Annotated in this window: 16 protein-coding genes; 13 read left to right on the top strand and 3 right to left on the bottom strand. The window is 59.9% G+C overall.

Annotated features, from left to right (window positions below; genetic code table 11):
• Positions 1-16: 16 nt before the first annotated feature.
• From HYT87_02230 to HYT87_02220, 3 genes are read right to left on the bottom strand one after another with little or no spacing between them, the layout of a single operon-like run.
• A complete protein-coding gene (locus tag HYT87_02230) occupies positions 17-1309 on the bottom strand; it encodes a hypothetical protein (protein ID MBI2058567.1) in 1293 nt (430 codons plus the stop codon).
• Positions 1245-2084 carry an HDOD domain-containing protein gene (locus HYT87_02225; protein MBI2058566.1) on the bottom strand — a complete coding sequence of 280 codons (840 nt, stop codon included), beginning with the start codon at positions 2082-2084 and terminating at the stop codon, positions 1245-1247. Before HYT87_02225 ends, HYT87_02230 begins: the two co-directional genes overlap by 65 nt.
• 9 nt (positions 2085-2093) lie before the next feature.
• A complete protein-coding gene (locus HYT87_02220) occupies positions 2094-2390 on the bottom strand; it encodes a hypothetical protein (GenBank protein MBI2058565.1) in 297 nt (98 codons plus the stop codon).
• Between the two features lie 157 nt (positions 2391-2547).
• Between HYT87_02220 and topA the strand changes: the two genes are divergently transcribed.
• The 13 genes from topA to HYT87_02155 all read left to right on the top strand — a co-directional run bounded on the left by topA (position 2548) and on the right by HYT87_02155 (position 20929).
• Positions 2548-4653: a type I DNA topoisomerase gene (gene topA, locus HYT87_02215; GenBank protein ID MBI2058564.1), complete on the top strand. Its 2106-nt coding sequence runs from the start codon at positions 2548-2550 to the stop codon at positions 4651-4653.
• Complete coding sequence (locus HYT87_02210; protein MBI2058563.1) at positions 4631-5257, top strand: hypothetical protein; 627 nt, start codon at positions 4631-4633, stop codon at positions 5255-5257. Before topA ends, HYT87_02210 begins: the two co-directional genes overlap by 23 nt.
• Positions 5258-5273: 16 nt before the next feature.
• Positions 5274-6614 carry a methylenetetrahydrofolate--tRNA-(uracil(54)-C(5))-methyltransferase (FADH(2)-oxidizing) TrmFO gene (gene trmFO / locus HYT87_02205; protein MBI2058562.1) on the top strand — a complete coding sequence of 447 codons (1341 nt, stop codon included), beginning with the start codon at positions 5274-5276 and terminating at the stop codon, positions 6612-6614.
• 32 nt (positions 6615-6646) lie between these two features.
• Positions 6647-6733 carry an AURKAIP1/COX24 domain-containing protein gene (locus HYT87_02200; protein MBI2058561.1) on the top strand — a complete coding sequence of 29 codons (87 nt, stop codon included), beginning with the start codon at positions 6647-6649 and terminating at the stop codon, positions 6731-6733.
• A 226-nt stretch (positions 6734-6959) separates the two neighbouring features.
• A complete protein-coding gene (locus HYT87_02195; GenBank protein ID MBI2058560.1) occupies positions 6960-9623 on the top strand; it encodes an adenosylcobalamin-dependent ribonucleoside-diphosphate reductase in 2664 nt (887 codons plus the stop codon).
• Positions 9624-9962: 339 nt separating this feature from the next.
• Complete coding sequence (locus tag HYT87_02190) at positions 9963-10997, top strand: DUF362 domain-containing protein (protein ID MBI2058559.1); 1035 nt, start codon at positions 9963-9965, stop codon at positions 10995-10997.
• A gap of 219 nt (positions 10998-11216) precedes the next feature.
• The gene (gene fusA, locus HYT87_02185; protein ID MBI2058558.1) at positions 11217-13310 is read left to right on the top strand and encodes an elongation factor G; all 2094 of its coding nucleotides are present in this window, start codon (positions 11217-11219) and stop codon (positions 13308-13310) included.
• 112 nt (positions 13311-13422) lie between these two features.
• Positions 13423-14973, top strand: a complete 1551-nt coding sequence (locus tag HYT87_02180) for a peptide ABC transporter substrate-binding protein (protein MBI2058557.1) — start codon at positions 13423-13425, stop codon at positions 14971-14973.
• A gap of 6 nt (positions 14974-14979) precedes the next feature.
• On the top strand, positions 14980-15897 hold the full coding sequence (locus HYT87_02175; GenBank protein MBI2058556.1) for an ABC transporter permease: 918 nt from the start codon (positions 14980-14982) through the stop codon (positions 15895-15897).
• A 20-nt stretch (positions 15898-15917) separates the two neighbouring features.
• Positions 15918-16694, top strand: coding sequence for an ABC transporter permease (locus tag HYT87_02170; protein ID MBI2058555.1), 777 nt, complete (start codon positions 15918-15920; stop codon positions 16692-16694).
• A gap of 12 nt (positions 16695-16706) precedes the next feature.
• Positions 16707-17168, top strand: a complete 462-nt coding sequence (locus HYT87_02165) for a DUF1285 domain-containing protein (protein ID MBI2058554.1) — start codon at positions 16707-16709, stop codon at positions 17166-17168.
• A gap of 114 nt (positions 17169-17282) precedes the next feature.
• Positions 17283-18881 (top strand): indolepyruvate ferredoxin oxidoreductase subunit alpha, encoded by a 1599-nt coding sequence (locus HYT87_02160; GenBank protein ID MBI2058553.1) that lies wholly within the window; start codon positions 17283-17285, stop codon positions 18879-18881.
• Entirely contained in the window at positions 18878-20929 is a 2052-nt protein-coding gene (locus HYT87_02155; GenBank protein MBI2058552.1) for a hypothetical protein, read from the top strand. The genes HYT87_02160 and HYT87_02155 overlap by 4 nt, the downstream gene beginning before the upstream one ends.
• Positions 20930-20945: the final 16 nt, after the last annotated feature.

Genomic DNA, 20945 nt, shown 5'->3' with positions numbered 1-20945 from the left:
CCCCGGAAAGCACCGCCTACGGGCGTATCGTCAGCGTCATCGTTTCGGGATCGCTGACACCGTTGCCTTCGTTCACCGCGTACAACAGGAACTTGCATTCCGTGGCGTTCCCCGTGATGCCCACGCCAAGGCATCGCCGGGTAAGAGAAGAGGCGCCCGCGCATCTCACGGCGCTCTTCTCGTTCGTGTCCGGCAAGTAGGCATGCGCCAGTTTGGGGTTCACATCGCAGGTGGCCCCACCCGCCTCCAAGCACGCGGAATCCAAACAGTACGCCGTTGCGCCTTCGGCCGCTTCCCAGGCGAGTTCCGCCCTATAGCCTGACTTGTCGGTGACCAGCTTGGGCGCCTCGGCGCTGGGTACCTTCTTCTGGGGTGTGGCCATGAAGGTTTCCACCGCGTATTTTGTTCCCGCCGTGGCCGGGTCCTGAGTTTCCGCGGGAGACTCGGCTGCAAGGCTGAGGCCGCCGGAATTGTGAGCAAACATCATCAATCGGTAATTCGTGCCGTCCTGAATGGCGGTCGCGATGCCCAGGTTGTTCGCGGGAAGTTCCTTGATTTCGGTAATATGGTCCGTCACCAAGAGGGGCTGAAACACTCCCGTCGCGGCGGGTGCAATGCAAATGAGGTAGTCGGTCGACCCGGGAACGGCCTCCCAAGCCGCTGTGATCCGCCCGGAGCGACCCGCAATCCGCACATTTGTCGGCCGACTCGCTTCCAACGGATCGACGAGTTGAATCTCGCCGGCGTCGGATCGACGACCGAGTTGAACATTGATGTCGGCCTTGATCCCCCGGGCCCCAAGGACCTTCTCTTTCGTCTTGGTGATGCTGAACGCATCGACCACCAGCGAGAGCTTCTCACCCGCGAAAGTGAGAAACAGCAGGCCTGACCGGCTGCTGTAGTTCAGATCCGTTTCGTGGAACGGCAGGTCGGGAACGAGGTCCTGGCCCGCAAAAGTGCATACCTTGGCGGGATCGGTCGTTTCGGTCAGGGGACGGATATCGGCGGCCCGGTACAGGCGCACCCGCAGGCTTTGGAGGTCGGCATCCTTTGCGCTGGACGAATTGGAAAGACGAAAGGCCAGCTCCGTGTCCGGCGCTTGTCCGAAGCAACCTGCCAGGAAGCAGCCGAGAACCGCAAGGGTGATATATACCGGAGCTTGGTAACGGCGGGGAAGGGTCGAACATTCCTTCTCCTTTCCGGGCTCGGGCGCAGGGGGCCTCCGAAAATCTCCGGGAGGGAGGTCAGGACCGGAAGGAATCCTTGACTTTGTGCAGGTTCTGCTGAAGGTCTCTCGAAACGTTCTCAAGGTCGTCCCACGTCAATTTGAGCATTTCCCATGCTTTCTTTTCCAAAGCCGGAACGTAAGGGTCACCCGCGAATCCGAATCCGAAGGCGCGGGCCAGTACGTCGGCCGTGTGAACAATGGCCGTCAGATCCTTCTCCTGCCGGACTCGCGCCGGATCATGGTGATGGAGAATCGTTTCCCGCAAGCCTGCCGGAAGATTCCATCGAAGGCACAACTCGGCGCCCATGCGACAGTGGTCGAAATCCCCCAGGACCTCCCGCTCCGCCTCCAAGATGAAACATTGTTTTTCCTGGACGACTTGCAGTACGCGGCGGTACTCCGCGGGAAACAGGACTTTCAGCGCGGCTTTGCCGACGTCGTGCAGGAGTCCCGCCACGGAGGCCTCATCGGGCTTGGGGAATCCAACTTTGCGGGCCAGGATGCCCGCAGCAAGGGAGGTACCGAGTGAATGCTCCCACAATCCCTCGATCTCCTTGGTCATGATCCCGGAAACATAGGTGCCGAAAGCGAGGCTCTTGATGACATTGAAGCCGAGGAGCACGATGGCATGGGAAATTTCCGAAATGCGGCCTGGAAACCCATACAGGGGTGAATTGACCAGTCTCAGGACGCGGCTGGCCAGCGCCTGATCCTTCGCAATAACGTCCGAAAGCTGCTGCGTGGTCACTTTCGGATCCTCCACCATCTGGCCGACCCTCTGGATGGCGGCCGGAAGAGGAGGGAGGTTCTTGAGATTCTGGATCTTGATCTGAAGAACTTTGCGATCGATCGGCATGCGTTCCGATCAGGAGCCCAGTTGAATCTTGACCACGAGATTCTTGATCTCCGCCATCAGCGGATCATCGGCGACCTTCGAAAACCGTTCGTCGATTTCGAGACGCGACTGGACCGGGTCCGTGGTTCCTTCCACTGGATCGTCGCCCTCGACCGCGACGGATCTGATCCCGAGTCTCCCAAGCCGCTCGATCAGGGTTTCGGTCAGCGGCGATCCCTTGGAGCAGAGCACCATGCCCTTCTCGCTGACGATGGGCTGCGTGGTGATCATGCCGGCCTCGGCTTTCTCGATGGGCACCCGACGCATCGGCGAACGTTAGCACATGGGTAAACGTGGCGCCACTGATTGAGTGTTAGGGTATCCGGGCCGTTCGATGCGCGGCCCTTGGCCGGATTTTCGGCCCCTCCGCGGCGGCGCAAACAGCGAACTTGACCCAGGAAGCGTTTCCGACGAGAATACAAAGATGTCCGAAAATCTCGTGATCGTCGAATCGCCGACGAAGGCCAAAACGCTGAAGAAGTACCTGGGCGACAAGTACACGGTGAAGGCCTCCATGGGTCACGTGATCGATCTTCCCGCCTCCAAGTTCGGCGTGGATGTCGATAAGGACTTCGAGCCCCACTACATCATCATCCGGGGAAAGGGAAAGATCCTCAAGGAGATCCGATCGGCCGCGAAGAAGGCCAAGAGAATTTATCTGGCCTCGGACCCGGATCGCGAGGGCGAAGCCATTGCCTGGCACTTGGCGGGACAGGTTCGCGATGGCGGTACCCATCCCCATGCCGATTCGTCGGGCGGCTCCGATACCGGCTCGCCAAAGACCCGGAAGCCCGACTCCGCGGGGGGCCGGCGCAAATCGGAGCAGGGAGAAAGAAAGCACGTTTACCGGGTGATCCTCCACGAAATCACCGCGAAGAAAGTCAAAGAAGCCATCGCCCATCCCGAAGAACTGGACGTCAAGAAGTTCAATGCCCAGCAGGCCCGGCGAATTTTGGATCGCGTCGTGGGCTACAAGTTGAGTCCGTTGCTCTGGAAGAAGGTGAAGCGTGGGCTGTCGGCCGGCCGGGTCCAGTCCGTGGCCGTTCGCCTGGTCGTCGACCGCGAAAAAGAAATCCGCAAGTTCGTTCCCATCGAATACGGCTCGCTCACGGCGGAGTTCAGAGCCGGATCACCGCCGCCGTTCAAGGCCCGCCTTCGAGAGCTGGACGGCGTGCGCATTGCCCACGGCAAGCCGGAGCCCGGGGAGAGAATTATGACTCAGGCGGAGATGGCGCCGCTCAAGGAACAGTTGAGCGCCCATGCCTCGTTTACGGTGGGTGAAACGGAAACGAAGGAGCTGCGGCGGCACCCGTCCCCGCCGTTCATCACCAGCGAGCTTCAGCGGGAGGCGGCCCGCCGGTACCATTACCCGGCGCGGAAAACGATGATGATCGCCCAGCAACTGTACGAGGGCATCGCGATCGGAGACGAAGGGCCGACCGGCCTCATCACCTACATGAGAACCGATTCCGTCCGCATTTCAGCCGATGCCGTGAACGACGCGCGCGCCTTCATTCGTGCCCGGTTTGACCGGTCTTTTCTTCCCGCCGAGGCCCGATCCTATCGCAACAAGAAATCGGCACAGGATGCGCACGAGGCGATCCGGCCCAGCGATGTGAGCCGGACGCCCGACGCCCTTCGCTCTTTCCTGACCGACGAGCAGTTCAAGGTTTATCAGATCGTCTGGCAGCGTTTCGTGGCCTCACAGATGGCCGATGCGATCCTGGATCAGACACGCGTGGACATTGAAGCAGAGCTTCCCAGGGGCCCGGCCAACGGCGGGGGCCACCGCGCCGTTTTCCGGGCCAACGGCTCGACGGTGAAATTTGAAGGCTTCACTGTGCTCTATCGCGAGGGGAAAGATGAGGAGGCCCCCGATTCCGAGGAGGATCCCCGTCTTCCCACGGTGAAGGTCGGAGAAACGCTGGATCTCTTGGGCCTGGAGGATCGCCAACATTTCACCCAGCCCCCGCCGCGCTATTCCGAAAGCTCCCTCATCAAGGAACTGGAGGAAAAGGGAATCGGTCGTCCCTCCACCTACGCGGTCATCATTTCCACCATTCAGCTTCGGGGTTACGTTTACAAGGACAAGGGCCGGTTCAAGCCGAGCGCCTTGGGGGAGCTCATCACGGAATTGCTGATCGAAAGTTTTCCGGAAGTGCTCGATCTTCAATTCACGGCGGAGATGGAGGAGAAACTGGACAAGATCGAAGAAGGGGAGGCCGATTGGGTCGAGACGCTCCGGGAATTCTACGGTCCATTCTCCCGTGCCCTGGACCGGGCGGCCGTGGAAATGCGGACCGTGCGCGGGGTTGTTGAAGAGGTCGGCCGAAATTGCCCGGATCCGAAATGTGGAAAGCCATTGGTCATTCGGTTCGGGGTGAGGGGTCGGTTCGTGGCCTGCACGGGCTTCCCGGACTGTCGCCACACGGAATCACTTCCCGTGGAACCGGCGGAAGGGGAGAACAAACAGGAGGGTGCGCTCACGGAAGAGAAAGGGGGAAATGATGGTCTGGATATTTCTGGCTGAAGCACTGGTTTTTGCCGCTCTGATACCGCTTATTATTCGGTCGAGAAAGAAAACGGCGAAAGAGGGGGACTTGGAGCTTGAAAGGGAGTCCCTGGAAGAGGGGCTGAATGGAGAGGAAGTCCGAAACCTGCTGGGTCGCCTGTCCAATTTCATCCTGAACTGGGATGGGGAATTGGAACGCATGGACAAGCGGGCGGCCGCCGTCCTGATCGAGCAGAAGGCCCGCGTGAAGGAAGGACACGATCTCGAGGTCCGCATGGAGGCGGAACTGCATCAGATCAAGGGGGAGCAGCGGCAGCGCGAGGAGCACTCGCAGAAGGAAGTCGCCAAGTCCATACTCGGGATGGTGGTCCGTGAAAAATCTCCCACGGAGCTTCTGGACTGGGCGCATCCGACCTCTGAGGCGTACAGCCGAGCAACCCAGCCATCGAATCCGGCGCAAGGAACGGGCAAACCCGCCGAACTTGGAACGGCGAGCAAACCGACCGTGGCATCTGCATCCCGCCCCGCAAGCGGTCCTCCGGGGAAGACTGCTCCGACATCTCCACCCAAGTCTGCGGCACCCGTTCGGTCCTGGAAACCTGAAAAAGTATTCGCATCTTGAGGAGGTCCCGAACTCCGTGAGTGAGACGACTCTGACTGTTGTGGGGGCAGGGCTGGCCGGCAGCGAGGCCGCCTGGCAGGCCGCCCAGCTCGGGGTGAAGGTGCGTCTATACGAAATGCGCCCGAAAGTCATGACCGCTGCCCACTCCTCCGGAAAGATGGCCGAGCTGGTCTGCTCCAATTCCTTCAAGGCCAAGTCATTGGAGAATGGACCGGGACTGCTCAAACAGGAGATGATCCTCCTGGAATCCCTGATTCTGGAATCGGCCGCAAAAAATGAAGTGCCGGCCGGAGTGGCCCTGGCGGTGGACCGGAATCTTTTCGCGGAGACGATCACGGAACGCATCGAGTCCCACCCGCTGATCGAGGTGGTCCGGGAGGAAGTCCAGTCGCTCCCCGAAGGCGTGACGGTCTTCGCGACCGGCCCGCTCACCTCGCCGAGCCTGACGGAGATCCTGATCCGTCTGACCCATGGAAAGTTCCTCTATTTCTTCGATGCGATTTCTCCGATTGTGGATGCGGAGTCCATCGATATGGAGAAATGCTTCAAAGCGTCGAGGTATCAGGAGGACAATGAGGACTACGTGAACTGTCCATTCGAGAAGGATGGGTACTACGGATTTGTGGACGCTCTTCTCAAGGCCGAAGCGGTGGCCCTGAAACCGTTTGAGAAGCCCATGTTCTTCGAGGGCTGCCTGCCGGTGGAAGAAATGGCCCGCCGGGGGGTGGACACCCTGGCGTTCGGCCCGATGAAACCGGTCGGTCTGACCGATCCCAAGACCGGTCGTCGTCCGTACGCCGTCGTCCAACTCCGGCCGGAGGACAAGTACGGACATTTGTACAATATGGTTGGCTTCCAGACGAAACTGAAATACCCTGAGCAGCAGAGAGTCTTTCACATGATACCCGGCTTGGAAAAAGCGGAGTTTGCGCGCTTTGGGAGCGTGCATCGGAATACGTACATCAATTCGCCGGTCCTCCTGAAGCCGCACCTGGAGCTGAAGGATCGAAAGGGCGTTTTCATTGCGGGGCAACTCGTTGGCGTGGAAGGCTACATCGAATCGGCCGCCATGGGCTGGGTGGCCGGAACGAACGCCGCCCGCATGCTCCAGGGCCTTCCGCCCGTTGTCCCCCCGCCGACGACCGCGATCGGGGCGCTCGTCCATTACATCACCACGGCGGACCCCAAACATTTTCAACCGATGAACATCAACTACGGGCTCATGCCTCCCATGAGGGATACGGCGGCCGCCCGGCGCCGGAACCGTCGAGAAGTCGCCGAGCGGGCCCTCGAACACATGAAGATTTGGAAATCGCAGAGCCTTCCGGATCGGGGGCTCCAGTCGAATGCGGTCTGACCAGAAAATCGTTCCAGAAAGGATGTTGACACATGGGTAGTGTTAAGAAATGGCGAAAGCGAAAAATCAAGAAGCATAAGTACAAGAAGCTCAGACAGAAAATGCGGTTCCACCGATAGCACGGATTGGCTGGAATAGATTCGGGTTGACAGGGCATACCATATGTGGTATTCTGCCCTCACAAGACACAACATTTAGATCTATTCCAGTGGCCCGATACCAACGCATGGAGGACAGAAAGGAGTGACAATGGCTCAAACGGCTGAGATTCTCGAGATCTCCCAGGGAAGGACTCGAGGTCGGAGACTGCAAATTCATTCCACGGCAGACGGAAATCCGGAGGGCTTGCCGCTTTCGGAAAATCAACTGAAGGTCATCCGGGACAAGTACCTGCGCGATGCGAAAAGTGTTGAAGCCTGGCTGCTGGGGGTGGCTCGGAACATCGCGCTCGGAGATCTTCTCCATTCGCCTTCGATCCCCCGTGAGAAATGGCTGAAGGGCGTCCGTCACACGGTGGTTCAAAAGGACGTGGGGGGCGACGCCACGACGGCTGGTCGTACCCGGAGCGCCATGGATGGCAGCGGAGGGTGCGGGGCCACGGTTGATATGGTCCTGCTGCATCAGGGGATTCACGAATACGAAGAACGGGAGAAGAACTTCCGGCGGTTCATGGACAATCTGCTTCGCCTGGTGGAAGAGGATGCCGAGGCGCGGCGGATCGTCCAGGAGACCGCCGACAAGTTCTACGCCCTCCTTTCCAACTTCTTTTTCCTGCCGAACTCTCCGACGTTGATGAACGCCGGGCGCGCTCTGCAGCAGCTTTCCGCGTGCTACGTGCTACCGGTGCCGGACAGCATTGAAGGCATTTTTGAATCGGTCAAGAACCAGGCGCTCATCCACAAGTCGGGCGGGGGCACGGGTTTCTCCTTCGGGCGGATCCGTCCCAAGGAAGACGAAGTGAAGACGACGAAAGGGATTGCCTCGGGCCCTGTGTCGTTCATGAAAATCTTCGACATTGCCACGGAGCAGGTGAAGCAGGGCGGCACCCGGCGCGGCGCGAACATGGCGATCATGCCGTACACCCACCCGGATATCCGGGAGTTCATCACCATGAAGGGCAATGGAGGGATCCTGGAGAATTTCAATATCTCCGTAGGCATCGATTCCGCGTTCATCGATGCCGTTCGCAAGGACGAGGAGATCGAACTCATCAATCCCAAGACCCGGAAGCCGGCCGGCAGGGAGAAGGCGCGGGAGCTCTTCGATCTCATCATCGATTACGCGTGGAAGTGCGGCGATCCGGGGTATGTCGTTCTCGACCGGATCAACAACTCACACTCGAACCCCACGCCGGCCCTCGGCCCGATCGAGGCCACGAACCCGTGCGGCGAGCAACCGCTTCTTCCCAACGAACCGTGCAACCTCGGTTCCATCACCCTCTCGAAGTTCGTACGGAACGGACAGTTGGACGAGGAAGGGCTCAGCGAAATCGTGAATGAGTCGATTCACTTCCTGGACAACGTGATCGATCTGAACAACTACCCCACGCCGGAGATCGAGCTCATGGCGAAAGGCAACCGCCGAATCGGTCTCGGTGTCATGGGGTTTGCGGAGATGCTGGTCGGGCTTGGAATTCCATACGACGGCGATGAAGCCATCCAGATGGCCGAAAAAGTCATGGGCTTCATCAATCAGACGTCGCTCGATGCCTCCGTCGAGCTCGCGCGTCAACGCGGAGTCTTCCCGAACTTCAAGGATTCCATCCACGACAAGGAGAGCATCCACTTTCGGGGAGAAGACTGGAGGCCCCGGAACTGCGCGCGGACGACGATCGCCCCAACGGGCACGATCGCGATCGCGGCGGGGCTGCAGGGGAGTGGAATCGAGCCGTTTTTCGCGATCTCGTACACCCGGTACAACGCGAAGGGGCTGGACGCGGTCAAACAGGGCACTAAGCCGGATCCGAAGGATGTGTTTTATGAGGTCAACCCCTCATTCCGGGAAGTGGCGGCGCGGAACGGGTTCTTCGGCCTGACCGAAACGGACCTCTGGGAGAAAATCAACCAGAACCACGGCTCCGTGCGGGGCATCCCTGAAATCCCGAAGGACGTCCAGAGCCTATTCCCCACGTCACACGATGTGTCTTTCGAACACCACATCCGCATTCAGGCTGCGTTCCAGAAAAGCACCGACAACGCCGTGTCGAAAACGATCAACTGTACGAACGACACAACTCCGGAACAGATGGCCAAGGCCTATCTCCTCGCCTACGATCTCGGTTGTAAGGGCCTGACGGTCTACCGCGATGGGAGCAAGGCCCAGCAGGTGCTGAATCTGAACAAGTCGGCCGAGGCCGGGTCGAAGAAACAGCCGGCACGGGGCGTGGCGTCCGGGACGACGAGCGAGTACTACGAGAAGCCGACCGGTTATGGTCCGCTTCACGTCAACATCATCTATGATGACAACGGCCCTTACCGCATTTTTACCAATCTGCCCCCGCTGGGGACGGAAATCTCGGGGCTTACCGCCGTTATCGGGATATTGTTGTCGAAGTACCTTGAGATCGGCGGCGATCCCGTTCGGCTGCTCAAGCACCTGAACTCCGTGAAAGGGGACAAGCCGTATGGCTTCGGTCCTTCACGGGTCGACTCCATCCCGCACGCGATCTCGCAGGTATTGCGAGATCACCTCATTAAGATTGGGAAGCTCGCCCAGCCCGGCCAGCGGGAGAATGGCGCGACGGACTCACACAACGGAGCGGCCAACGGCAAGAGTCATTCTTCGGAGGGGAATGGCACCGCGAATGCGACGGCTCCGGTCCTCACGCCTCACGACCCCCACGATGGGGGAAGTGCCGCGAGAAGGCAGGAGCCTGGAGCGACCGACTCACGCCTCACGGCTCGCGAAAACGAACCGCTCTGCCCCCAGTGCTACTCGCGGAACGTGGAGTTCGTGAGCGGCTGCAAGGAACCAACCTGCTTCGACTGCGGCTTTTCGAACTGCTCGTGATTAGGCCGGCCACCCCCGCCTGACTCCCTCCACTCCACCATTGCTGTTCGAGGGAGGTGGATATTGGGGTCAACTGTAGACACGGGACAATTTTCTGTTGGCCGCCCAAGATATGAGGCGGGAGGTACGGTCCGCCTACCGTTTCATATTCGGACGATCCTTCGGCAGGGGTCGTCAAGGGCTATGCGGTCAGACATGAGTGTCTTGGCCATCTCGTTGGTTTGTGACGCCTGACACTCCCCGCGGCTGATTTGGCCGGATGAGATCGGTGGGCTTCCATGGGAGGTTTCCGGTTTCTGTCTCGAATCGCGGATCATGATTCTGGTATGATCCGCAATCATGGGGGTGTGGAACCGGAGAGCGTTCCTCAAAGGGGTCGGCGCGGGCCTTCTCCACCAGGCTTTCCCGATGCCGGGAGAGGAGCCCGAACCGCAGGCTAAGTCTCACCCGGAACCGTTCGTTCCAAAACGTCGAAGCCCGCTGCCGTCACGAGTCGGGGTCTCCGGCGTGAGCAAGCCGCTCGGCGCGTCCTCACGGCCGCTTCGAGAGGCCCTGGCCGAATGCATCGGACTGTGCGATGGACTTGGCCACCTTCGGCCGGGCCACCGCGTCCTGCTCAAACCCGCGATCAATTCTTCCAAGCCGTACCCCGCCACAACCAGTCCGGATCTTGTTTCCGAACTGATTCTCCTGCTCAAGGACCGAGGCATCCGAAGCATCGTAATGGCCGATCGCTCCGGCGTGTGGCGGGATACGCTCAAGTGCATGAATGCGACGGGACTATTCGAGGCGGCGTCGAAGTCAGGTGCCGATGTGATCGCCCTTGAATTCTCACCCTGGGATCCGGTGATCTTGCCTGAGGAAACCCACTGGCTGTCCCCTTTCAAGCTCCCGCGTATTCTCAGCGAAGTGGATTTCGTCATTAGCCTACCCACGCTTCGCACGCACTTCCTAGCCGGATTCACCCTGGCGCTCAAGAACAGCGTTGGACTGGTGGACATGCTGAATCGAACGCATATGCACCTTCCCGTCGGCTTCCAGGAGCGGTTGGCGGAGATCGCTCTGGTCGTCAGGCCGGATCTTTTCATCCTGGACGGTCGAAAGGCCTTTGTGGATGGAGGACCGGACAAGGGCCGGCTGGCCGAGGGCGGAATCTTGGTGGCCGGGACAGATCCCGTTGCAGTCGACGTCGTGGGCGTCGAGCTACTGCAGTACTTGGGCGCGGGCAAGCTCACCGCCGGCGGTTCCGTCTGGGGATTGCCGCAAATCGCCAGAGCCGTTGAGCTGAAAATCGGAGCAGAAAAATGGGACCACGTGAAGGTCGAATCGCGACATCTCGCGAAGCCGAAGGAGATTATGGAACTCTTCGGTTGAAGACAGACGATGAAATGGCGTGTGCCGGTCTCCCTTGTTCTTCAGAGCCGACCATCCCTGGTCGGCGATTGAACAAGGGCCGCACCATCCTTGGCTGGCACTCGGTGCATGGGCAGGTCTCGCGTCACGCTCGACCGTCTGGCACCGAGTACCGCACCATCCCTGGCTGGAAATTGACAACTCGTTCTAAGTCCTCTAAACTAATGGAAGGATTATACAATGGGCGATACGGCTAAGATCCGCACGATCGGTTTCTTCTCGCCGACGGGTACGGGGAAAACTTCGCTGTGCGAGGCCCTCCTCTATGCCGGCGGCACAACCACGCGGCTTGCAAAAGTTCCCGAGGGAAACACGGTGATGGACTTCGAACCGGAGGACATCAAGCACAAAGTGTCCGTTTCGGCTTCCTCGGCGCATCTTGCATGGAAGGGGCACACGATCTACATGATCGATACTCCTGGAAACGACAATTTTCTGGCGGACACCTATGCGGCGGCTCGCGTGGTGGATGGGGCCATCTTTGTACTCGGGATCGGTGATGGCGTGAGATTCCAGTCGAGGAAAATCTGGAAACTTCTTGAACACAACCAAGTGCCCCGATTCCTGTTTCTCAACAAAATCGACGGCGAAGTGCCGCCCTTCGATCTCGAGGCCCTGAAGAAAGGGCTGGCGGCTCCAGGATTGGTTCTGCTGCACCTGCCCATCCGGGAGGGAAATCGCGTAACGGGCTACGTGGATGTACTGGCTCAAAAGGCCTTCGCCTACCCGGCGACTGCCGCGCCCGGAAAAGCGGACCTCAAGGAAATTCCAATTCCCAGCCTGGTACAGGCGGACGCTCAGGCGGCAAAAGACAAGGCCATCGAGTCGATCGCCGAAATGGACGATGGGCTACTCGAGAAGTACCTGGACGGTCAGTCACTAGAACCCTCACAACTGGTGAATGCCCTTCGTAAGGGAGTACATGCCGGCAAGCTGTTTCCCGTGCTTATTGGCTGCGCAACGAACATGAATGGCGTGCAGGCCCTCTTGGACGCGGCGGTGGATCTACTGCCCTCGCCTCTGGAACGTCCCGACCTCCAACTGACGGGAGAGGACGGAAAGACCCCCGTCAAACGGAAGGCCGATCCGGGAGCGCCGGCCACCGCCATCGTATTCCGTACGGTTGCAGATCCACACATCGGCCATCTCTCCTTCTTTCGCATCTACGCGGGCACCGTTTCGCAAGACATGACGCTGCTCAACCCCCGCAAGAAGGAACGGGAGCGTCTAGGCGCCATCCTTCGTTTCGTGGGCAGGACTCAAGCTTCGGTGCAATCGGCCGGGCCCGGCGAGATCGTTGCCGTCGCAAAGCTCAAGAACACCCATACAGGCGACACGCTCTGCGATGTCAAGGAACCGGTGCTCCTTCGCTCCATCACGTTTCCGAGCCCGGTTATTTCCTACGCGATCTGGCCCAAGTCCAAGGGAGACGAGGAGAAAGTGAGCTTGGCCCTCACGCGGCTGACGGAGGAAGACATGACGGTCACGTTGCGCCGGGAGCAGCAGACCAAGGAGTTTATTCTGTCGGGCCTGGGGGATGTGCATATCGAAGTGGTGTTGGAGAAGATGAAACGAAAGTTCGGCGTGGAGGTGGCCAAGGCCCCGCCTCAGATTCCCTACAAGGAAACCGTGAAGAAGAAGGCCAAGGCGGACGGCAAATACGTTCGCCAGTCCGGCGGCCGCGGCCAATACGGCTGGTGTTGGTTGGAGGTGGAGCCGTTGCCGCGAGGGACAGGGTACGAATTCGTCGACAAGATTTTTGGTGGCGCCATTCCCAGAAATTTCATTCCGTCGGTGGAGAAGGGCGTTCAAGAAGCGTTGGAAGCGGGACCCCTGGCGGGTTTTCCCGTCGTGGACATACGCGTGACGCTATACGACGGCAAGTATCATGACGTCGATTCTTCCGACATGGCTTTTCGAATCGCCGGTTCGATGGGGTTCAAGAAGGCGGCGGAAATGGCCACACCGGTGGTGCTCGAACCGGTGGTCCTGGTGGAAGTTACGGTTCCGGAAGAGCACGTGGGTACTGTGCTGGCGGATCTGAATTCGCGCCGCGCCCGCGTGCAGGGTATGGAGGGAGTAGGGGATGAACGGGTGATCAAAGCTCAAGTGCCAATGCCGGAGGTGATGTCGTACGCGGGGGCGTTGACGTCGATCACCGGCGGTGCCGGGGCATTCAACTACAGCTTCTCGCATTACGAGGAGGTGCCTACGCATTTGGCGCAGCGCTTGGTCGACACCCGGAAGAAACAGCAGGGGGAGCAGGCAGGATAGCAAGATCCTGTACGTCCCGACGCGACGGCGGTCCACCGCCCGACCCCTGAGGCCGGCCCTCTTAGGGCCTCGCCCAGCCGGACCCCAACGGATTCACGGCCGCCTGGCAGGGTTGATCTGCTTTCTTGCCCTGACCCTCTCCGGCTGCGCGCAGGGCGAATCGGATCTTCGTTCCGAAATCCGGCTGGCCCTAGCCAACGAACCCCCGACGCTGGACCCCAGCCTGGCCACGGACAACGTCTCTCACCGCGTTCTTGTGAATCTGTTCGACGGCCTCACGGAATTTGATGCGGATCTGAATCCCGTGCCCGCGGCGGCCGCATCGTGGGACATTCTGGAAGACGGGCGCGTCTACCGCTTCCACCTGCGCCCGGAGGCGCGATGGACAGACGGACAGCCAGTCAAGGCCGGCGATTTCGAGTACGCGTGGAAGCGGCTTCTGGCTCCGGAAACGGCCTCCGAATATGCCTATTTTCTCTATGATCTCGTCAATGCCGTCGAATACAACAGCGGGGAGCTGAAAGATCCGTCGGCCGTGGGCGTTCGGGCACTGTCGGATACCGAGCTTGAAGTCCGTCTCCGGAGGCCCACCCCCTATCTCCTGGCGATTACCACATACATGGTGACGTTCCCGCTCCGGAAAGACGTGATCGAACGGTTCGGAGAAGTGTGGACCGAACCCGAACACATGGTCACCAACGGCCCCTACCGCCTCGAAGAATGGCGTCATGAGTACCGGCTCGTGCTGGGCGGGAATCCCCGGTACTGGGCCAAGCGGGCGCCGATCGAAAAAATCACGTTCTATGTCGTAGAAGTCGAAACCACCGCTCTGAACCTGTACGAAACCGGGTACCTGGACATGGTGAAACTGCCCCCGGACGCCATCCCGTCCTACCGCACGAACGACGAGTTCGTCAGCTTCCCGTTTCTGCGAGGGTACTATTACGGCTTCAACATCAAGAAGCCTCCCTTCAGCGATGTTCGGGTGCGCAAAGCTTTTGCGATGGCCATTGATAAGACCAAACTTCCTGAAATCCTCAAGGGCGGCGAATCTCCCACGAACTCATGGATACCCAAAGGAATGCTCGGTTACAACCCCGGCATCGGGCTGGGCTTCAATCCTTCCAAGGCGCAAAAACTGCTGGCGGAGGCCGGATATCCGGGAGGGGAGCGGTTTCCAAAAATTCGAGCGGTGTTCAACACCAGTCCGGAGAATCTCCTGGTGGCGCCCTTCCTCCAGTCCCAGTGGAAGAAACACCTGAACGTGGACATCACGCTCGACAACCAGGAGTGGAAATTCTATTTGAGCCAGCTCAATACCGATCCCCCGCCGCTTTTCCGGCTCGGGTGGGGAGCGGACTATCCCGATCCGGATAACTTCATGAACCTGTTCACCGCCCGAAGCGGCAACAACAAGACCGGATGGGCCAATGCCGAATTCGATCGGTTGATCGAGCAGGCGGCGCAGGAACTTGATCCATCGATTCGTATGGAACTCTACAACAAGGCGCAGAATCTCCTCTGTCAACAGGATCTTCCGATCATTCCGCTGTTCACCTCGACCATGAACATGCTGGTCAAGGACTACCTGCGCGGGTTCCTGCCGAACGCAATGGACGTAACCTACGTGAAGAATCTTTCGTACAGGCGGCTAAGGGAATAAGGGGCCATGCGGACGATTCTCGTGCGGATTTTGATGGCGGTGCCCGCGCTCTGGGGCGTCGTGACCGTCACGTTCCTTCTATTGAAAGTGGCCCCCGGCGGACCCTTCGACCGGGACAAGGTGCTGCCGCCGGCCATCAAGCAGAATGTCGAGGCAAAGTACCATCTCGACCAGCCGCTCCTGACCCAGTACGTGCTTTATCTCAAGGGAGTGGCTCAGGGCGATTTGGGGCCTTCCTACAAGTATCTGGGCCGGGACATTACCCGTATCATTCGCGAAACGTTTCCCGTCTCCGCCCGATTGGGGGCGTTGGCCTATGTGTTTGCCTTGATCTTCGGCATAGCCGGAGGCATCCTGGCCGGACTCCGCGCCGGGAAGGTCGAAGACAGTTTCGTCAGCGCCTTCTCAGCCCTTGGCTTTTCAGTTCCCTCTTTCGTCATGGCCGCGGCGTTGATGTACCTGTTGTCCCATACGCTCCATCTCTTTCCGCCGGCCCTCATCGGCACATGGAAGCACTATGTCATGCCGTCGATCGTGCTGGCGGCCGCGCCGACGGCCTACATCGCCCGCGTGACGAGAGCGAACGTCATCGAGACGATGCTGAAAGACTACATCCGGGCCGCGCGGGGGCGGGGCGTTCCGGAATGGCGTGTCGTGATGCAGTACATCATCCGGAACGCCATTACTCCCGTGGTCTCCTACAGCGGCCTTCTGCTGGCCTTTCTGATCACCGGCTCCTTCGTGGTGGAGCACATGTTTGCGATTCCGGGGATGGGACGCTTCTTCGTGACCGCGGTGACCAACCGCGACTATCCGCTGATCATGGGTGTGACTCTGGTCTTGGCCGTTGTGATCATCGTGGCGAATCTGATCGCCGACGTCCTGCTGGCCATCGTGGATCCCAGGCTGAGGGGGCGGACGTGAAGAACAACCGACCTCCGGTCATGCCGTGCATCTTTCTCGCATTGATGGTGGGGATCGCGGTATTCGCCGGGGTGCTTTCGCCGTTCAGTTTTGATTCCCAGGATCTGGAGGCCATTCTCCGGGGCCCGTACTCGAAACATCTCATGGGGACCGATTTCGTCGGTCGTGATCTCATGAGCCGGATTTTCTACGGGGCGCGGGTTTCGCTGGTGGTGGGAACGGTATCGGCTGTGGCGGCCACCGTCCTCGGTATGGTCTATGGTGGAATATCCGGGTACTCAGGGCGCCGAATCGACGAGCTCATGATGCGATTTCTCGATGTGTTCTATTCGCTGCCCGACATGCTCATCTGCATCCTGCTGTTGGTGTTCTTCGGTCGGAATATGTTCGGGGTGTTTCTGGCTCTCACATTGGTCAACAGTGTGACCGTATCCCGCGTCATCCGTGGTGAGGTCCTCAAGCTCAAGCACGAGCCGTTCGTGGAGGCGGCACGGGCGACCGGTGTCTCCATGTTGGGAATTCTGACTCGTCACATTCTCCCGAACACCTGGCCGACCCTGATCGTCACGTTGACGTTTCGAATTCCCGCCTCGATCATCACGGAATCGTACCTGAGCTTTGTCGGCATCGGCCTGGCCCCGCCGAATTCGAGTTGGGGAGTCCTGGCGAACGAGGGGTGGACGGCCCTTCGATTCTATCCCCATCTGATTCTCTTCCCGAGCCTGTTCCTCTGCCTCACGGCCTACTCCTTCAACCGACTGGGCGATTGGATGTATTCCGTTTTCGGACGGTCGTGAGGTGGGAAGATCATGCCGGCGCTCTTCATTCACGATCACGCCGATCTGACCCTGGCGATATCGCCGGACGGCCGCTGGTGGGTCCGAGGGGAGCCGGTTAAACATCCCGGTGTTTCCCGCTACCTCTACAAGAGTCTCACTCGAAACGAGAAGGGAAATGCCGTGGTCAAGGCGGGCCTCTTCGAAGTGCCCGTCACCATCGCGGATGCCGCGTTCATCGTGAATGACATCGAAATCCCGGGAGCAGGGTCGGGCACCGGCACCGTGGTGCTCAATGACGGGAGCCGTGAAGGCCTCCATCCCGAAACCATCCGCTTCTCCAACGACCACGTCCCCTACTGCAAGGTGCGCGAAGGCCGGTTTGAGGCTCGATTCAGCCGCGCGGCGTATTACCGCCTCGCCGGGCACATTCACTTTGAGGCCGACGCCTATCGACTGAGGCTGGCCGGCCGCGAATTCATTCTTTCGATCTGAAGTTTTTCCATATCCCCGGGAGAGGTGGACCCTCTCGTACTTGTGGACCACAGAGGTATATAATGGGGAAGTGGGGCATGAGGGACCTTCGGGCCGCAGCCCGTGGAGGAACGGATGGCGATTGAACTGAGGGAATTCGAGGAGAAACGAGGCCTCGTCGGAGGGGAAGTCCTGTTCGACAAATCCCCTGAGAAACTCCTGTTCCAGGAGGAGGGTCGATTCTTCGGGGGGGGGGCGATCGTGGTGGTGAAGGCGCTCCTTGAAAGTGGGATCTCGTATTTCACCAGTTTTCCGGGCTCTCCGACCTCGGCGGTGACCAACGTGGTCCATCGCGTGAAGCAGCGGCTTGCCGATCGGGGAGTCGTGATCGAGGAATCGAACAACGAAGCCTCGGCGGCGGCAGCCCTTCGGGCCTCGATCAGCAGCCGGATTCGCGGAGCGGTAGCTTTCAAGGTTCTCGGCCTCAATTTCGCGGCTGACATCGTCGCCCACGTGGCATCGGCCGGCGTCACGGGCGGGGCCGTCATCCTCGTTGGCGAGGACTACGGGTGCAACAATACCATCGTCGCGGAAAAGACGCTGTCGTACGCCCACCAGTTCGGCCTTCCGCTGCTCGATCCCGGCGCGAGCCTCCAACACGTGTCGGAATGCATCAAGACGGCCTTTCAGCTCTCCGAGGCGGCGGGGACGCCGGTCATTGTGCTGGTGCGCGCGCGACTGGGATACATGACGGGCGTCGTCAAGGCGGAACGCAATCGATTCCCCCGAAGCCCGGAAATCCGCCGCGAACTGTACGAAAAGATCCCGCTACCGCCCTACACCCAGCGGCAGGAGTTCGAAAAATTCACCGTCCGTCTTCCGGGCGCCGTGGAGTTCATCCGCCGGAATCAGCTTAATCCCGTGATGGGATTCTCAAATGGGAACGGCAGGGTCGGCATCATCACGCACGGCATCCTCACCAACGTCGTTCTGCGTGCGATGGAGGATCTCGGAATCCGGTGTCCCGTCCTATCCCTCCATGCGCTGTTCCCCCTCGTGGAGGACGAAATCTGGGACTTTCTCGAGGGGAAAGAAAGGGTCCTGATCATCGAGGAGGGCATGCCGAATCTGGTGGAGAAAGACATTCGCACGGCCGCGCAGGTGAAGGGAATCCGCACGCGGCTCGTGGGCAAGGAGATGGTGCCGGAAATCGGGGAGATCCACCCGGAACATGTGCGACGGGCGTTGACGGAGTTCTTCCGCATCGAGCCGCGCCCCCCCGAGGAGGTACGGTCGCCGCTCCCCGTTCCGGAGCGCGTGCCGACTTTCTGCACGGGATGCCCGGAGCGGCCGATTTTCTCGGCCGTCAAGATTTTCAGGCGCCGCCATCCGGAGGCCCGCTTCATTTACAGTTCGGACCTCGGCTGCTACATGCTGGGGAACGTCGCCCCCTTCAATCTACGGGCAGAAATCACGGGGATGGGGAGTGGCTTGGCAAACGCCGGGGCGCTCGGGAAGCTTGCGGGTGCGCGTACGATTTCCTTCATGGGGGATGGCACGTTTTGGCACAGCGGGTTGACCACCAGCGTGGCCCATTCGCTTCAGAACCATCACGACGGCATCCTGGTCCTGTTTTACAACCATTTCACCGCGATGACGGGGCATCAGCCTAACGCATCCACGCCGCCCGTTGTGCGTCCGTCGTCTTCACCCGTCGGCAGGAACGGCCGTTGAAGAATCCCTTCCATCGTCTCCGCCCGCTGCGCCGCGAGCCCCCGCTGTCCATTCGAAAAACGCTGAAGGGGATGGGAGTGAAGTGGATCCGAACGATCGATCCCTATGATGTGGAGAAGTCCGTGGACGTTTTCGAGGAGGCATTCGAAAGTCGCCGCAAGGAGTTGAAGGTCATCATCTCCGACGCGGCCTGCGCTTTGGAGGCGGGCCGCGAACTCAAGAAGTTGAGAGGGGATACGGTACGTGGCGGTGGCCGCTGGGTGGAGCGGCGGTTGGGTGTAGATGAAGACGTCTGTACAGGCGACCATTCCTGTATCTCTTTGAACGGCTGTCCGTCTCTCACCGTTCGAAACAATCCCAATCCCCTGCGGGCGGACAAGATCGCGTGGATCGATCAGACGTGCGTGGGGTGCGGGCTGTGTGGGGAGGTGGCGCACGTAGCGCGGCTTTGTCCTTCCTTTTTCCAGGTGGATCGGGTCGAAAACCCCGGATGGGTGGAGCACAAACGGTCTTGGTTTCGACGGCATCTCATTCGCGCGTTGGCCGGGAACGGTGCGACGGAGGGAGCGGGGACCGCCGCCTCCCAGTACCGGAATGAATTCAGCCTCCCGCCCTCGGTGTCGTTCCGATTTCCTTTGGGGATCTACGTTCCTTCCATTGGCGGTCTTGGATCGGGGGTGCTTCTCGAGTGGCTTTCGATGGCTGCATTGGGCGAAGGGCTGTTTCCAAATGTCATGGCGTTGCCGGGCCTGTCGCAACGCGCCGGGCGTACTCTGTCCTACATGGAGATCTCCGACCGGCCGGACGCCCGGTTCAATCCATTTCCCGAAAAGGGAAGGGTCCACCTCATCGTGGCCCACGAATTTCTCGAACTGCTCAGGGCGCTCGAAGAAGGGTACGGCGGACCGGAGACGTATCTGCTTTCGAGCAACTTCCGGTACTACACGACGTTCGAGAAGCTCTCCCTCGAATCGGATGCCTACACGCTTGAACGATTCGAGGGATTCATACAGGAGAATTCGCACGGGGCATTATTGCTGGATGCTTACGCTGGGGCACTCGGGGGTCGCCTGACCAACGCCCATTTGTTGGGTGCCTTGGCGGCAGCGGGGTATCTGCCGCTATCCCGCTCTTCCTGCGAGGAGGCCATCCGGAGGGTGGGAGTCGAGGTGGACCGGAACCTCCGGGATTTTCATGTAGGTGGCGGAATGATTCCCAGTGGGAGTGATGTGAGGCGGGCCACGGGTGCGCCGAATCGGACGTCTTTGCCTGAACCTCCGGATGCCCGCTGGACGGCGGCCATGGCGGAGGTTGAATCCCTGGCGGGAGCTGGGGTGCGCCCCATTCTCCTGGAAGCGGCTCGGCAGTTGGCAGAGTACCAATCGTTGAACTATGTGCGGCTCTACCTCGGTCGCGTACGTGAGGTGCTGGGCGAAGCGCGGGAGAAAGGGTCGCCGATGGCCGAAGAGGTGGCCACGGAATTCTGCCGGGTGCTGGCCACTCGGATGTGTTACGAGGACGTGATCCGCGTGGCGGAATTAAAGACCGATCGCCGCCGGCTGGATCGGATCGAGGAATATTTCGGCCTTCCGGATGGTTCCGTCTACGACATCAAGGATTTCTTCAAGCCGGAGATCGACGAATTCTACGGGCTGTTGCCGAGATGGCTCGGTGGCTGGGTCCATCGAATGATCGGTCACAAGGGATGGTCGATCCAAACGGGCTTGCACACCAGCCGGCTTCTCGGATTCATGCTCCTCAAAGCCATGACCTGGTTGAAGCCCCTGCGCCCGTACTCCTTCAGATTCGAGATGGAGACGGGCCTCACAGACGACTTCATCCGGCACGTGAAGCGGTGCACGGCGATCTCCCCGGAAGCAGCGCGGCTTGCGATCGACGGAGGCGGCATGGTCCGAGGGTACGGGCACGTCCGGAAAGAAATGGTTGCACGCTGGAAGGAGTTTGCGGCATTGACGGACGCCGCGCAGATGCGTTCGTACTGGGAATGGTTCGTCTCGGGCCGCCGCTTCGGCGGCCCGAGACGCTAAGAAATCGCTCTTGAAA

The organism is Nitrospirota bacterium, assembly GCA_016180645.1.
Classification (GTDB): Bacteria; JACPQY01; JACPQY01; order JACPQY01; family JACPQY01; genus JACPAV01.
Note: the sequence above shows the minus strand (reverse complement) of the source record. Positions and strands in the feature narration are given on the sequence as shown.

Bases quoted from the DNA above. Each gene is read 5' to 3' on its own strand.
- topA (MBI2058564.1), top strand. From the start codon at position 2,548: ATGTCCGAAAATCTCGTGATCGTCGAATCGCCGACGAAGGCCAAAACG.
- HYT87_02160 (MBI2058553.1), top strand. From the start codon at position 17,283: ATGGCGATTGAACTGAGGGAATTCGAGGAGAAACGAGGCCTCGTCGGA.
- HYT87_02175 (MBI2058556.1), top strand. From the start codon at position 14,980: ATGCGGACGATTCTCGTGCGGATTTTGATGGCGGTGCCCGCGCTCTGG.
- HYT87_02220 (MBI2058565.1), bottom strand. From the start codon at position 2,390: ATGCGTCGGGTGCCCATCGAGAAAGCCGAGGCCGGCATGATCACCACG.
- HYT87_02190 (MBI2058559.1), top strand. From the start codon at position 9,963: ATGGGGGTGTGGAACCGGAGAGCGTTCCTCAAAGGGGTCGGCGCGGGC.
- HYT87_02225 (MBI2058566.1), bottom strand. From the start codon at position 2,084: ATGCCGATCGATCGCAAAGTTCTTCAGATCAAGATCCAGAATCTCAAG.
- fusA (MBI2058558.1), top strand. From the start codon at position 11,217: ATGGGCGATACGGCTAAGATCCGCACGATCGGTTTCTTCTCGCCGACG.
- HYT87_02170 (MBI2058555.1), top strand. From the start codon at position 15,918: ATGCCGTGCATCTTTCTCGCATTGATGGTGGGGATCGCGGTATTCGCC.
- HYT87_02165 (MBI2058554.1), top strand. From the start codon at position 16,707: ATGCCGGCGCTCTTCATTCACGATCACGCCGATCTGACCCTGGCGATA.
- HYT87_02210 (MBI2058563.1), top strand. From the start codon at position 4,631: ATGGTCTGGATATTTCTGGCTGAAGCACTGGTTTTTGCCGCTCTGATA.
- HYT87_02200 (MBI2058561.1), top strand. From the start codon at position 6,647: ATGGGTAGTGTTAAGAAATGGCGAAAGCGAAAAATCAAGAAGCATAAG.